This is a genomic window from Niallia endozanthoxylica, from assembly GCF_008710145.1.
GTDB classification, from domain to species: domain Bacteria; phylum Bacillota; class Bacilli; order Bacillales; family Cytobacillaceae; genus Bacillus_BD; species Bacillus_BD endozanthoxylica.
Window position 1 is genome coordinate 58,142 of record NZ_VYKL01000025.1, and the last position, 15,432, is coordinate 73,573.

Sequence of the window (15,432 nt, forward strand, 5' to 3'; positions counted from 1 at the left end):
AATGTTTCATCAACATCATACTTTAATTAACAAACGAAACGAGAGAACAGCCCCTACGTTTCATCAAAAACAGGAGGTCGTTATGAAAGAAAAAATTGTTATTATTACAGGAGCAAATTCCGGAATTGGTAAAGCAGCAGCCCTAAAGTTTGCAGAAGGCTTTCGTGTGATCATGGCTTGCCGCAATATGGAGATTAGTCCAGCCGTACAAAGAGACATTATTGAAACCACAAGAAATACCCATGTAGATTTGATGGAGCTTGATGTTTCTTCTTTTGATTCTATTCGTACATTTTGTACAGCTTTTAAATCCAAATACCCGCGGTTGGACATCCTGATACATAACGCTGCCTATTTAAATCACGGTGTAAAAGAATATAAACTTAGTACTGATCATATTGAATTGTCCTTTGCCACTAATACATTCGGTCCTTTTTTGATGACTCGTTTATTGCTTGATCATCTTAAAAAATCCCCAGACCCAAGAATCCTCCATGCTTGTACGACAAACATCAAAAGTTTCTTTGACCCGAAAAGGAAGATAGAGTTCGACAATTTGCGTGGAGAACTGAGGGGCAGTCGGCCTTATAGCACTTATAAAATGTATGGAGATTCAAAAATGGCGTTATTGATGCTGACCTTCAAAATGGCAGAAGAATTTAAAAGCATGGGGATCCTTGTCAATGCGCTTCAAATTAATCGTGTAAAACTATCAAAAGAGACGATTAATAAAATGCATTCCTTTTGGAAAGTATTTGCATGGGTACAAAATCTCACGAATCCCTTACCGTTGGACATGGCCGATAACTATTATCACATTTGTACTTCAGATGAATTTAAAAGTGTTACCGGCCAACTTATCAATCATAAGAGAGAGATTGTTAAACCTTCAATAACCGAAAAAGGATTTACACAATTAAAGAACATATTCGGTTCAAGCAGCTATCCCAGCTACGCAACAAACGCTCAAAATGTTGAACAAATATGGAGGCTGAGCACCACCCTCACAGAAGACTAAGTTTCAATTTTTATTGCCTATTATCCACCTGCGTTTGATTTTATAAACTCAATCAGATTTAATCTTTCATTCTTATTTCATCTTTTCAAACAAGTCTTATTAATAAACATGAGCAGAAGCCCTATCCACTTAGATGCGGAATAAGGCTTCTGCTCAATCTAATATATTCAACGTATTCCCGACAGAAGTCTCCCATCAGTTAATAGACAAAAAATAACCAATCTGTGAAACTTTTTGTGAAACAAGATTTTCACAACATCACAGCGAACAAAGGTTATTACAATGTATTTTTCAGTAGCCTCAATTCTTCCTGACGTTTCATTAATTTCATCATCGTTTCGAAGTCAGGGCTGCTTAAGGGACGGCTTATATAATAGCCTTGAATCTCGTCACAATCCAAATCCTTTAAGCATTCGAGGATGTCACTGTCTTCTACTCCCTCTGCAATTACCTTTAGATTGAGATCTTTCGCTAACGTAATAATGGCTTTCACAATGGCCATATCTTCTTTTCTATTAAACATTTCTCTTACATATGATTGGTCAATCTTTAAATAATCAAAGGGAAATCTTTTTAAATAATTTAACGAAGAGTATCCTGTTCCGAAATCATCAATCGATACCCCCACCCCAAGTTCTCTTAACGTCTCCACATTCTTTATGCATTCTTCTGTATTATCTATCACAGTCGTTTCAGTAATTTCCAGTTCTAATAATCCTGGTTCCAGCCCTGTTTCCTCTAACACGTGTTTAACCATCTCCGTAAAATCAGGGTGGCTGAATTGGATCGGTGAGATATTTACACTTACTCGTAACTGCTGGGCCATTTTCGATTCAGCCCACTTTTTATTTTGGATACAAGCATTTTTCAATACCCACTTGTCTATTTTCCAAATAACACCTGTTTCTTCTGCTATTGGAATAAACTTATTTGGAGGAACATTCCCTAAAATGGGGTGATGCCAGCGCAGCAAGGCTTCCATACCACTTATCTTATTTGTCTTGAGATCTAATTTCGGCTGAAAGTATAGTTCAAATTCATCATTTTCAATCGCTGTTTGCAAATAGGCTTCAATTTGCAGATAGTCTTGTTTCGCCTCCATCATGTCTTGATCAAATATTTTATAAGCGTTTCGCCTTTGTTTCTTTGCTGCATACATGGCGAAATCGGCATTTTTCATCAACTGGTCAATATCCAATCCATGATCTGGAAACAAGCTAATTCCGATACTTCCTGTTATAAAAAGTCCTACCGTCGAACTAAACTGAACCTTTTCATGAAATACAGATAAGAGCTTTTCAGCAGCTTTTATAAGTACCCCCTCATCCAGCCTTTCTGGAAAAAGAACAATAAATTCATCACCTGCAAATCTGTAGATATAATCATTTGGGCCGATTACCTGCTGCAGTCTCGTAGCGATGGTCTTTAATAATTGGTCACCAAAGGTATGACCAAATGAATCATTAATATTTTTAAACTGATCCAGATCTAATAGTAAGAAAGCGAATTTTTGCTTTTTTTCTATTAACTGATTGATGTCTTCTATTAATTTTCTTCGATTAGGTAAATTAGTTAATGTATCATGATAAGCTAAAAATTCTACTTCTTCTTTTGCACGATGCAATTCTGAAATATCATTGCTGCAACCGATGATATTAGTAATTTTCCCATTTTCATAAACAGGAGATAACGTGGTTAATATGTGATGATTACGATAGGAATAAGTATAGGTCACAGTCTGGCCCGTATAGGCCTTCTCATAATTTTCTTCTAATAAGCTCGCAATACGATTGGAAAATAACTCTTTTGGGGTCTTTTGATAAACAAGATGCGTTTCCAAACCAAGTTGTTGAGCTAGTTTTCCTTCACCAAATTGATAAACAAAATGTCCAGCATGATTTTTTGTCACTTTAAATACAAAATTATGCATCGAACTGACAACTAAATTGAAATCATTTTTGAGAGCATTAACTAGCTTTTCTTCATTTTCTTTTCCTGCAGTAATATCCGTCCTTAATGCAATATACATATAGGGTTTATTATCATCATCGCAAAATGGAACAATGGTCGTTTTTACCCAATAATACATGCCGTCTTTTGCCTTATTCTTGATATTTCCCTCCCAAATCTCACCACGTTTAATCGTATCCCACATCTGTTTAATAAACGATTGATCATGATATCCGGAATTGATAATCTTATGCGTCTTTCCAATTAATTCCTTACGGTTATACTTAGAAATCTCGCAGAATTTATCATTCACATATAAGATTTGGCCGCTTGCATTTGTCACAGCCACAATAATGGATTGATCAATGGCGTATTTTAGTGTTGAAAATTGATTGAGAACCCGTTTAATTTCATCTATTATTTCAGTTGAATTTTCTTCCAAACCTCCACTTATCTTTAGTGAGGCGTGCCTTAGTGATTGGATTAACTCCTTATAGTCCTGATCTTCAAAAAAGTTTAACATGCGCATAATCTCCGTGTATACATAGGTTTATTCATATAGTAATACCATTGCATTTTTGATTAAGGAATTCTCTTTATATATGTGAGTTTTCTTTCTTCAATGTTGAGACCTTTGCATAATCGTCCTTAATTTTTACTGTTTTCAGTTCATTTATTATCATAGTTCAATCATACTATAGCTAATATTATAGTACTACATCAAAAATAAAAAAATTCTTGAGCGATGGCTTTAGAAACGTGGGGACGGTTCCCCTGACGCTTCATAGAAGTCCTTTATAGATTCCTCTCCATATCGCTTTTCCTTTCAATGCAACGTGAGAACCGTCCTGCTTTTTCACCCAAAAAAGGCGCCATGAACAGTGTGGTTTACAAACCGCTCATTGCGCCCTTTTTCATGTACTAATCCGATTGTCCTTTTACCACAATCAAACAATTAATAATTAATATAAAAAACAAAATAAATTAGTTTTTGTGTAAAGAAAACTTAAGCTTTAACAAATCTTCTATTGCCCTACCTCTTTTTCTGCCTGAGCGGGATCAACATAAGTATTTTTTATAGAGGAAAGCTTATACATAAGGATTCGCTTTACCGCTTCATCAATTCTCTCTTCCTTCAATTTCTTTGTCTCTACCGCTTCTAGAATTCCGTTAAATACCTTTTGCTGATTTTCTAATGTATGACAGACGAGTAATAAATCGGCTCCTGATTCAACCGCTTTATAGCCTAAGTCCTCATAAGTAAAGTATTTATTCACGGCCCCCATTTCTAAATCATCTGTTACGACAATTCCCTTATAGCCGAGCTTTTTCCTCAGTAACTCTTCAATGATGACTGGCGATATACTAGCCGGATTCTCTTGATCATAGGCTGGATATTTAATATGTGTCACCATCACAAAAAAGTTCTGATGATCCATTTCATCGATTGCCTTTTTAAATGGGAAAATATCATTATTTTCTAGGTCGAGCTGATTGGCTTGAACAGAAGACGTTTCCACATGCGGATCCACATTACTCCGTCCATGTCCTGGAAAATGTTTTAAGGTAGCAACCATTCCAGAATCCACTAGACCTTTTATGACTTGTTGCCCATAGATGCTCACTTTATTTGGGTCTGTGCCAAATGACCGGCTATCATTCTCCGACAAATCTAATACAGGGGCAAAGTTCACATGAATCCCCATCGCAGACAATTCTTGTCCCGTACGATAGGCTGTATCATAAACAACCTTCTCATCATCCTGTAAACCTAGAGCTTGCTGAGACGGAATAGGCGTCACATGCTGCTTCATTCGTACAATACTTCCTCCCTCTTGGTCAATGCTAAACAGTAGGGGAAGTTTGTGCTTCGTTTGTAACGCCATCTCCTGCAATTCATTGGTCAGCTGTGCTACCTGTCTTGGCGATTCCATATTGCGATCATATAAAATCACACCACCTACGTGATAATCGTTAATCATTTTAGTCATATGTTCATCCACTTGTTTACTAGGAAAACCTACGACAATCAATTGACCGATTTTTTCACTTAGGCTCATCTCTTCTATGATGTCTTCAACCTTTTGCTCTAGATTCTTTTCTGTCTGGGTCATGTCTTCTTGATTCTGTCCTGAATTTCTAGTTCCTTCATTTATAACATCTTGTTCATTTTCCGCCTCCATTTTCTCGGTTCCCTTTTTCTCTTGAGTACTTTGATGTTCAGTATCTTGATTTAAAAAAAGTATTAGTATCAATGAGAGGATAACCACCAGCAGAAATACAACAACATATAAAGTAAAGCTTCTTTTTTTAGTCAGTTTCATCATTATTATCTAGCTCCTGTTTTTTAGAAATCAGCCTCATTAAGCGTCCAACGCCAACCCACTTTTACTAAATATCAATATCCTTTCCAGTCTTATACTAATATCGTTCCATCCTGATTATCATCGTATGAAGTCATGTTCAAATAAGCAGTTGCTTGATTCCTATTTACCTGCTTTCCATTTTCAATAATCAGTTCTTCACCTTTTGTTTCAAACAAAAATTCAAACGCCTGATTCTTTCGCCTTTACTCCATTGGCTTTATATTACCAATTCCAATTCCATCTGCCAAACTATGTAATCGCGGTCCAAAGTGCTCCAAGAACCGTACTAATTAGGTCTGTCCTCTATTTTAACTATGCTTTGTAATAAAGTTTGATTAAATGAATACTACAAACTTTATTACAAGAACAAATAAAAAGAGCGTGTTTTGAAAAGAATCGTTTGTTCAAAACATGCTCTTATTTAATATAATGAACTTTTCATGAAAAAATCAAGATAGTTGTTAAACTTAACTTACATCTATAATTAATTCCCTATTATTAAAAATAAAAGACTTTGGCTTTTCTGCACCAAGTTTGTTCAATTCAAAATAAAGCTTTTTGTATTCAGCAATACTTATTTCTCCATTAATATAACATTTCTGAGTGAAATCCAGTAGTTCGTTAAGATTTAATGCGTTTCGTTCCTTTACTATCACAAATCCATACATTAAGTCTTTTAATAACATTATAATTCACCCATTTCTTTTGTGATTTAAGGTTTTGTAATCGCTTTCACTAAAGATAACATAAATCACTGATATATTATATAGTCCACTTTTTGGAAATTAATAAATAATCTATGTTGGTTAGATACTAATCCAACTACGGAACTTTACGAATATCCATATCACTCAAAACAATAAACGTGAAACAAAATTATTCAGAGCGTTCCTGTCACAAAGTAAATATAATTTGTTGAAATTGGGTATCAACTATTAAGCATATACATGAAGGGTTGTAGGATCTTGAGTTTCTTAAAGAGAATTAGAGTCTTACTTAGTTTATTAATTGTTGTACTATTGGCTTTTATATTCTTCAGATGGGAAATTGATCCTGAACAAAACAATAATGGACTAAAGATTATACATAAACGAGATTGACGGAAACGGTGGACGGTTCTGATGTTTCATAGAATTTATATATGTATTCCTCTCTATATAGCCTTTCCTTTCAATGAAACGTGAGAATGAACCGTCCCGCTGTTTCACAAGGATTCCCTTTTATATTACAAGACCATTGTTTCATGTTATTTCTATTTTAAAAAAGGAATAGCACGATAGCCACTCCTCATTGGGTAGTTCCTGTTACTTTTCCCTTATTTTCCTTCCATCTATCATTATTATTTGTTACTTTTATACTTAACTTCAGTCTCAATCCCCCCTCTAAATCTATCATTTTTCCTCGATTTACTAATCCTTTACGTTATAAATAAATTTTCTAAATAATTGAAACCTAGACTAGTTGTGTACGACAAAGGAGGATGAAAAATGAGAGAATTTGACAACAATCGGAGAAATTTCTTAAAAAGCACTGGAAAAGGTGTAGGAATTGCCCTTGGTGCTACTATTGCTAGTTCACTCCCTTTTAACTATGCTTCTGCAGAAGAAGCCAATCAATCTAGTAAGTCAAACAAACTTCAATATCCATTTACTTTAGGGGTTGCTTCAGGAGACCCTCTGCCAGATGGAGTTGTCTTATGGACAAGACTTGCCCCAGATCCATTAAATGGAGGCGGCATGGACAACCATCCAGTTCCGGTACAATGGGAGGTTGCTCTTGATGCCACTTTTCATAATGTCGTAACAAGAGGAAATGAGCTTTCCAAACCACAACTAGGTCACTCTGTACATATAGAAGTTGAGGGGTTAGAACCTTCTACTTGGTATTATTACCGTTTTAAGGCACACGATCACATCAGCCCAACAGGTAAAACGAAAACTGCCCCTGCCTATAACAGTACGGTGGATCATCTAAACTTTGCCTTTGTTTCCTGTCAAAACTGGCCTGTAGGTTTTTACACTGCATATCAGCACTTAGCCAAGGATAATCTTGATTTAGTTGTTCATCTTGGTGACTATATTTATGAGGGAAGTCACAGTTCAAAGGTTCGACCAACCGATTATTCTGCTCCAGAAATCTATACAATTGATGACTATCGTAACCGATATGCTCTTTATAAATTAGATAGTGACCTGCAGGCAGCACATGCTAATTTCCCTTGGATTGTTACATTTGATGACCATGAAGTAGATAACAACTACGCAGGTGATATTCCTCAAGATCCGCCAAAGCAATCGAAAAAGGATTTCTTAGCAAGAAGATCTGTTGCTTACCAAGCCTACTATGAACATATGCCGATTCGCCGTACTTCTTTACCAAATGGAAGCGATATGCAATTGTATCGCCGTTTATCTTTTGGTAACTTAGTAGAGTTTCATGTACTGGATACACGCCAGTACAGAGATGATCAGGCAAATGGCGACGGCTGGAAAGTGCCGACTCCTGAATCAGAGGATCCAAACCGCACCCTTCTAGGTGAGCAACAAGAGCGCTGGTTGCTAGATGGATTGGCTGCGTCACAAACGAAATGGAAAGTACTGGCGCAACAAGTATTTTTCGCTCACCGTGATGGTGATTTTGATCCTGGAGAAGAATATGTAAGTATGGATGCTTGGGATGGATATCCAGCTGCTCGTCAACGAATTGTAGACTTTTTAGCAGAAAAGGATATTAAGAACACCGTAGTCATTACCGGGGATGTTCATACTAGCTGGGCAAATGAAATCAAAGTAGACTTCCATGATTCTAATTCAGAAACGGTAGCAGTAGAGTTTGTTGGGACTTCGATTACTTCTAATGGTGACGGATCAGATGTAAATAACAATACCGCACAATATTTAAAAGAAAACCCACATATTAAATTTTTCAATAACTATCGTGGCTATGTACGTTGTAAACTGACTCAAAATACATGGCAAACAGACTACCAAGTCATTCCATATGTGACAAGACCAGGAGCCCCAATTAGCACACGTGCTTCATTTGTTGTTGAAGACGGGAAACCAGTATTGAAACAATTAACCGCTACACCCCTATAAAACTATAAATCTAGTAAAATTTAATAAACTAAAAGATAAGCCCGTATTCAAACAACGCATATTAACTCGAAGCACCTCCTGGTACTATACAAGTATCCATTTAAGGGGGTGCTTTTTGATGCCGCAAGAAAAGTTAACGACTGTGCCTTTTTTCACGCAAAACTTCCGATTGTCTTCTAAAAGAACCTTAGTGTTTCAATACAGTAATTAGCCTTCAATAAATATTTTCTTTGCTGCCTTTCCGACAGCTGTAGTAGAAGCTAAATCGACTGTTCCACCCACGATGCCGCCTAGAACAGGTACAACCTTAACTAAATTGACAACGCCTTTTTCTCCAAATTTAGTTAGCAGTCTAAAGCCAACTTTTTGATTGATTTTTGTAATAACAGCACCTGGAATTTTTTTAATGGCAGAAATGGCCGCTTTCTGACCAAAATGGATACCTGTTTGTTTTAATATATCTGCCGCCCCATTGCCAGCGAGCGCCACAAAAACTAGCGTTTTCACCTGATCATCCTTTAAATCATAGCCACCCATAACGGCAATCGCTGCTACCATTCTCATTTGTACATAAATGACTGAAGCCACATTAGCAGGAATAGCCACGGGTAAAGTGATAATTCCCCCTAGTCCGGTCAAAAAACCAGAAGTCGCTGCTTTTGTATTTTGCATTCTTATAAGTGCATCTACACTCTTCTCCACACTAGAATGCTTTCTTAAATAACTATTCGCTAATTCAAATGCATCCGGTGTACCCGGCAGACCATTTAGCGCTTTTTCATATGACCAATCAAGTAATTGCATCATTTTCCCTTGTGTCAGTTCAGTTTGTGCCATACGATTGTAAAGCCTCCTATTACTAATCAATCAATCTAAATTAATTCAAGACTATTAGAATCCTTAACAAACTAATGCTACCATAAAATTAGGTCTATTTTACCTGTAAATTAATGTTTTTTTGTGAAACATGGGTGAAGAGAAACGCGGGGATGGTTCTAAGGTTTCATAGAAGTCCTGTATAGATGTATATATAGCCTTTCCTTTCAATAAAACGAGAGCCATCCCACTGTTTCACAACAATCCCTCCAATCTCACTTCATACAAATCGTTCAATGGCTTCTCGAGGAGCTTGACCGGAATAAGCGGGAACAGTGCGTCACGAAGTGCGACGGAGACATGCTTATCTAGCTGCGCCACCCTGCCAATTCGGTTAGACATTCTAGTGATTTTTTTGGTTCGGGCAATTCGTTCGAATTCATACCTTTTCAAAGCCTCTGTCATGACTCGATTCCGCTTCAAGTGACCTGCCAGGATTACTGCGTCTTCAATGGACTGTCCGGCCCCTTGTCCCATATTGGGCGTCATGGCATGGGCCGCATCACCGAGCAAAACAATACGTCCGAATACAAAACGGCGGATTGACGGTAAATAATAAATATCATGGTGAAGTAACTGATGATCAGAGGTTTGTGCCAGTATTTGAGGAATTGGCTTATGGTAATCTTCAAATCTCTTGATTAAATCCTCTGTCGTATAAGCTCTTAACCGGGAATCTTGGACTTTGGCATTCACGCAGGCGAACCAATAAACCCTGTTATTCGTTAACGGAACCAATCCGAAGCGACCATTACGCCCCCATGTTTCGATAAAGACTTGCGGATTATAATGAGGAAAGTCATGTTCAGCCTGCACAACGGCCCTCCAACAGGTGTATCCCGCATATCTTGGTTTTGCGTTCGGTATCAGAGCTTCCCGAATACTAGAATGAACACCGTCCGCACCAATCAGTAAATCGGCTTCCTCCATTGAACCATCTTCAAACCACACCTTCACTCCAGAGTCATTCTGTTCAAAACGCCTGAACGTCTTTCCTGTATGGACCATTTCCTCTGAGCCTAAAGCGCTCATGAGCAACTCCAACAGCTTCCCCCGTTCAATCGTCACATTATCGGGTCCATACTTACGGCTGGTCGCTGCTGTTCCCGTACGCTGCAGGATTTTCCCTTCAGGCGTAAGGATGCGAAGCTCATCCAGCACTTTTCCTGACTGAAGGACTTGTTCGCCTGCATCCAACTGCTGCAATGCTCGGACAGCGTTCGCCCCGATTCCGAGCCCGGCACCCGCGAAACGTACCTCCTGCTTTCTTTCAAACACCTTCACATCCATCCCGATCTTGCGCAGAGCAATAGCTGTGCTCAAGCCGCCGATGCCAGCGCCAATTATGATTGCTTTCATCGTAAATTCACCGCTTTCCTATACATTTGATCCAGCCATTGTATCCGCTCATCCAGCGAGGTGTGCTTCATTCGCGGCAAATAGAAACGCCTGACCTTTCGAAATCCGCAGTACCAAAAGATAGGATATTTTATGGACAGCCACCCTGGGTCAAGCCAGGCTACGAATTTCAGTGCATCCAATGTATAAATACACCAGACCGTTTTTCCACGAAACAAACCATTAGGCAGCACACTCTGCGCCGATTTCCCCCTAAAAGAATAAGCGAATCCCGAAACAAACGTCTTTTCAATAAAACCGCGCATCATAGCAGGCATGCTGTGCCACCAAACTGGATAAACAAAAATCAGATGGTCCGCAGCAGCAATCCTATTCCGATAACGCTCGGTATAAGGATCCTGCAGCAAATCACGCCGACGCCTAGAGGTGTTTACAACCAAAACCGGATCAAACTCCTCTTTATAAAAATCAATGGTTTGCACTTCATGCTCCCCCAGTATCAGCCCTGCCTGAAGTCGTTCCATAACAGCATGGGTAAAGCTTTCCTCGTTGGGATGGGCATATATAAGCAGCACCTTCATCTAGATTACCACCTTATAAATATGTAAAAAAATAGGAATCAAGAACGAAAACGTCCATACTCCTTCTCTAACAACCTACTTTCCAAATCCTTTTTTAAAGCTAAGTAGGGTCATAATGTGTGTAGGAATTTCATTCTAAATAGAAAATGTATTCATAGACTAAATTTGTAGTTTTCAACTTTTATTTAAACCGTTGACTGGAGGGATCCTTTTTGCAAAAAATAATATTAGGATGGCTTTGTGTAATCAGTGGTCTCTTATGGGGTGTGAAGCCAATCTATGATGTCTTATTTAATGGAAGAAGGGTGAATCAGGGATATACCCCATCAGGTCCCACGGACTATATTTTCTTTCTCTTCCCCCTTCTTTGCATAGGCGGATTAGTGGTCATCTACTCTCTCTATAAAAGGGAAGTTAGGAATTCCGTCGTTATCCTAAGTGCAGCAGTCATCTTAAGTGCATTATTCCACTTTTTCGAAATATACTTTTATGGCTTCAATCTGCCATTTGGGTTCATCTTTTTATTTACAGGTACAATCTGTATGATGATTGGCTCCATTTATCTGTTCCGGCAGCTAAGAACAATCATCCTGACAGCAAATGTTTTATCCTGGACAGCTATCGCTCTGTTCTTAGATAACCTTCTATTAATTGTTTTGACCTTTCTTACAGAAGCTTTACCTGAAAAAATAACGAACCCCATCCTAGCCATCTTAATGGTTTCCATTGGATTTATATGGGCAATGTTTGGTTTGGCTGTACTAAAATTAAGGGAAACACGAGAACCGTCCGAGACTGATGAAAAAGTGTTGAAAAATGTATGAATGGCGGCTTTTTTACAATATACAGTAAATAAAGGAATCTAGTTATCTACATAGGGTAAATAATTAGATTCCTTTTCTTTTTATTTGAACTTTTTCAGCCAGTCCGAACCGTCCCGCTGTTTCCAGCACTTTAATCTACGACTGACAGCATCATCAGCCATAGCCGCTTAGCAGATGGTGTTACTCAATTAATCGATTCCTTTAATTTCTCCACCTCATCAACCGAAAGCCTTGCACATTCCGCCACCAACTCAACCGACATTCCCTTTCTCAGCATTTCAACGGCAACTTCTTTTTTTCCTTCTTCTCTCCCCAGCCTGCGTTCACCTCGAATGTTCGACAGCTGATCGCGCAAAAACTTCAGCCTAGCCTCGTACAACACTTTGTTTTCCTTATTGGCACTTAAATTCTCCCATTCAATCAGAGCCTCACGAATTTCCTGTTCATTCATCGCCCATTCCTCCAGTTCGTGAAAAAGATTTTCATCAATTGTTTTCTTTTCATAATCAGAAGCGGTCAACATCATCAACCACGGCAGTTCCATAGGCGGATTTGCTCTTATGTCTCTTTGGTATTTTTTCCATTTTACCATGAATTTTGATAAATCAATGGAATGAAATTCAAGATGGGAGCTCCAAATAAAGTGCTCTGTATCTTCTCTTAAGTGGAATATATTATGGAAGCTTTCTGTTTCACGAGGAAAAAGTGGATAATTTAAGATGCTAATCATAATGGTCGGGGTTAACTTTCGATAATCTTCACCAGAAGCAAGCGACGAGGAGAACAATTTGGACCAATAATAAAGGACCCGCTCCGGCATATCGTACTGGTTGACCAACTGAATTTCAACATTAATCCTTTCACCGCTAGAAGTTGAAACCAGAACATCAAGCCTGCTCGTTTTTCCATCCTGTTCTTCCTTCACCAACTCCGTGTTTTCATATTGCACATCCATGATGCGATCGGGTCCTGTTCGATGTAATACATCATTTAAAAAGGCAATCGTAATAGACTTGCGACTCGGGTGTCCGAAAAATTGTTTGAACATAAAATCCATTTTCAAATCGAGGTATTCTTTTGTCATGAGGATATTCCTTTCGGAGGGTTTTGGGAGATTGTAGTTGTTTCATATTTATTAAAGCTTATTTATTGAATTCTATCAATTGACTAATTAGTGAATTCTATTCTAGTGCTTGTGAGATTTATCAAATTAATCTCCAGACTTAAGGTGAACCCTGAAACCCTCCGAGACTGATGAAAAAGTGCCTATTTTATAAAATGAAAGTAAATTTATTCCAAGAGTTCATTATTACAAGAAGCCTATATTCTGCATTTCCTCGTTTCCCGCCCAAATGCCCATTCCCCTCTCTAGTAAAAAATAGGCAGGAATAATCATGAGAGAATCGAATATTAACTATGAGCTCATGTAAGGGGGAATTTATGTGAAAAAATACACAGTGATTGGAAAGTGGCTTTTAGCCGGTTCGCTTGGAATCGCAGCGGTTGGCGTTGGGGGAATCCTTCCAGCTCCAGCTGTCTATGCGGAACAATCTATGAAACAAGCAGACTATGAAAAAGCAGCAAAGGAATTTATTTCCTTGGCAGAAAAACAAGACTGGGAAACACTCTATCCACTATTAAGCGGAAACCTTCAAAAGTATTTAACAAAAGAACAGTTACCACAGTTTTGGACAGGCTTTACCTCACCATACGGAAAAATCAATACCGTTTCACTGCAAGAGAATCAACATAATGGCTTACATCAGAAGGTAAAACTGCTTATAACAGCCGAGAATGGACCATTTGCATTCGTTCTGAACTATGATAAGAATGGAAAAGTAGATGATTTTCACATAGAAAATGCGAATAATCCAAGTCAAATCATCAATCCACCTTATAACCATCCTGAGAATTACATAGAAAAACAAATCACGATTGGTGAAGAACCTTTCACATTGCCAGGTGTATTAACGCTCCCTAAAGGAAACGGACCATTTCCAGTTGTTGTCCTTGTACATGGTTCCGGGCCGAACGATATGGACGAAACTTTTTATGGATTTAAGCCATTTAGAGATCTAGCTGTCGGACTGGCTAACCACGGAATTGCTGTTCTCCGTTATGATAAAAGAACCAATACACACGCCATTAAAGCAAGCGGTGATTCTAAGTTTACCATCATGGAGGAAACTGTTCTTGATGCCAATCTGGCTACAAAAGCATTAGCATCGATTCCAAAAGTGGATGATAAAAACATCTTCGTCTTAGGTCATAGTCAAGGAGGATATGCATTACCGCTCATATTGGAAAATGACAAAAACAACTCTATAAAAGGAGCCATTGGTGTGGCCGGCCCAACTGGAAAGTTCCATGATCTTTTACTTTGGCAAATGGAGCAAGGACTTCTTCGGGCGGAAAAAATGAATGCACCAAAGGAACAAATTGATGCCGCAAAAGCCCAGCTGGAATGGCTAAAAACACAGATTGCTTTTCTTGAGAATCCTCAATATTCACGAGACAACCTGCCGCCTGAATTCCAATTAAGCCCTCCTTACTGGTGGTTTGATTTAAATGAATACGACCCAGCAGAGTTGATAAAAGAGCAGGATGTACCATTATTATTTTTACAGGGCGGAAAGGATATTCAAGTTCCAGCTGATTATTTGGATTCCTGGAAATCTGCTTTGGAAGGCCGGAAGAATGTCCAATATCAATTGTATCCTGATATGATGCACTTCCTTGTCAATTTTAAAGGGGAGCCAAATGGAATCACAGAATACATGACACCAGGAAACGTACCTGAAGATTTTATTGGCGATATTGCCGAATGGGTAAAAACAGGCAGCATCAAAGAAAAACCTTCTGTTGATTTAACGATGTATAAAGATTATCAACCAGGTTTATTTTGGTCCGATGCATTCGCTTGGGCGATTACTGAAGGCATCATCAAGGGATATGAAGCGGAAAAAGTACTGAAACCTTATCAACCTATGACAGAAAGTGAATATTTAAGAGTCTTTTTACGAAGTAAATTGGGATCAGACTTGAAGGATGAATCATTAGCAAACATCTATGCCGTTGCTAAATCGTACGGTCTTCCTGTGACAGGAAAAGGAAATGCGGCCATAACAAGAGGGGAAGCCGCCGTTCTACTTGTCAGCAGTTTTACACAAAAAACGGTAAGCGAGGAAGAAGCCGTTCAATGGCTATATGACCAAAACCTTGTAGAGGGTTATCTTGATTCAAACGGAAAAGCTCTGAAAACCTATGCCTCCTTTAAGCCAAATGAACCAATGAAAAGATCACATGTTGTTACCATGCTTTATCGGATTCATCATGCGGATAAATAATCCACGATGAAAC

The 15,432-nt window shown here is 38.4% G+C and carries 12 protein-coding genes; 4 read left to right on the forward strand and 8 right to left on the reverse strand.

All coding sequences use genetic code 11. The features are described 5' to 3' along the window. Window positions 1-82 precede the first annotated feature (82 nt). Window positions 83-1,018, forward strand: a complete 936-nt coding sequence (locus F4V44_RS16035; RefSeq protein ID WP_150441026.1) for an SDR family NAD(P)-dependent oxidoreductase — start codon at window positions 83-85, stop codon at window positions 1,016-1,018. Window positions 1,019-1,295: 277 nt separating this feature from the next. Here the strand turns inward: F4V44_RS16035 and F4V44_RS16040 are convergent, their stop codons facing one another. The 4 genes from F4V44_RS16040 to yppF form a co-directional block, all read right to left on the reverse strand. Then, complete coding sequence (locus F4V44_RS16040) at window positions 1,296-3,491, reverse strand: sensor domain-containing protein (RefSeq protein ID WP_191090719.1); 2,196 nt, start codon at window positions 3,489-3,491, stop codon at window positions 1,296-1,298. Window positions 3,492-3,993: 502 nt separating this feature from the next. Then, window positions 3,994-5,295, reverse strand: coding sequence for a beta-N-acetylhexosaminidase (nagZ, locus tag F4V44_RS16045; protein ID WP_150441028.1), 1,302 nt, complete (start codon window positions 5,293-5,295; stop codon window positions 3,994-3,996). An 89-nt stretch (window positions 5,296-5,384) separates the two neighbouring features. Beyond that, window positions 5,385-5,510 (reverse strand): hypothetical protein, encoded by a 126-nt coding sequence (locus F4V44_RS28170; protein ID WP_263406666.1) that lies wholly within the window; start codon window positions 5,508-5,510, stop codon window positions 5,385-5,387. Window positions 5,511-5,801: 291 nt separating this feature from the next. Then, window positions 5,802-6,020, reverse strand: coding sequence for a YppF family protein (yppF, locus tag F4V44_RS16050; RefSeq protein WP_150441029.1), 219 nt, complete (start codon window positions 6,018-6,020; stop codon window positions 5,802-5,804). A gap of 801 nt (window positions 6,021-6,821) precedes the next feature. Between yppF and F4V44_RS16055 the strand changes: the two genes are divergently transcribed. Beyond that, window positions 6,822-8,432, forward strand: a complete 1,611-nt coding sequence (locus F4V44_RS16055; RefSeq protein WP_150441030.1) for an alkaline phosphatase D family protein — start codon at window positions 6,822-6,824, stop codon at window positions 8,430-8,432. Window positions 8,433-8,639: 207 nt separating this feature from the next. On the opposite strand, the gene F4V44_RS16060 is transcribed toward F4V44_RS16055, so the two are convergent. From F4V44_RS16060 to F4V44_RS16070, 3 genes are all read right to left on the reverse strand, one after another. Beyond that, the gene (locus F4V44_RS16060; protein ID WP_150441031.1) at window positions 8,640-9,269 is read right to left on the reverse strand and encodes an EcsC family protein; all 630 of its coding nucleotides are present in this window, start codon (window positions 9,267-9,269) and stop codon (window positions 8,640-8,642) included. A 234-nt stretch (window positions 9,270-9,503) separates the two neighbouring features. Beyond that, window positions 9,504-10,667, reverse strand: coding sequence for an FAD-dependent monooxygenase (locus F4V44_RS16065; protein ID WP_150441032.1), 1,164 nt, complete (start codon window positions 10,665-10,667; stop codon window positions 9,504-9,506). Then, on the reverse strand, window positions 10,664-11,248 hold the full coding sequence (locus F4V44_RS16070) for an NAD(P)H-dependent oxidoreductase (protein WP_150441033.1): 585 nt from the start codon (window positions 11,246-11,248) through the stop codon (window positions 10,664-10,666). The genes F4V44_RS16065 and F4V44_RS16070 overlap by 4 nt, the downstream gene beginning before the upstream one ends. A 212-nt stretch (window positions 11,249-11,460) precedes the next feature. Between F4V44_RS16070 and F4V44_RS16075 the strand changes: the two genes are divergently transcribed. After that, window positions 11,461-12,072: a hypothetical protein gene (locus F4V44_RS16075; RefSeq protein WP_150441034.1), complete on the forward strand. Its 612-nt coding sequence runs from the start codon at window positions 11,461-11,463 to the stop codon at window positions 12,070-12,072. 184 nt (window positions 12,073-12,256) lie between these two features. Here the strand turns inward: F4V44_RS16075 and F4V44_RS16080 are convergent, their stop codons facing one another. After that, entirely contained in the window at window positions 12,257-13,156 is a 900-nt protein-coding gene (locus tag F4V44_RS16080; protein WP_150441035.1) for an Rpn family recombination-promoting nuclease/putative transposase, read from the reverse strand. Window positions 13,157-13,514: 358 nt separating this feature from the next. Here F4V44_RS16080 and F4V44_RS16085 point away from each other — a divergent pair, with 358 nt between their 5' ends. Then, window positions 13,515-15,419 carry an alpha/beta fold hydrolase gene (locus F4V44_RS16085; RefSeq protein WP_150441036.1) on the forward strand — a complete coding sequence of 635 codons (1,905 nt, stop codon included), beginning with the start codon at window positions 13,515-13,517 and terminating at the stop codon, window positions 15,417-15,419. Window positions 15,420-15,432 lie beyond the last annotated feature (13 nt).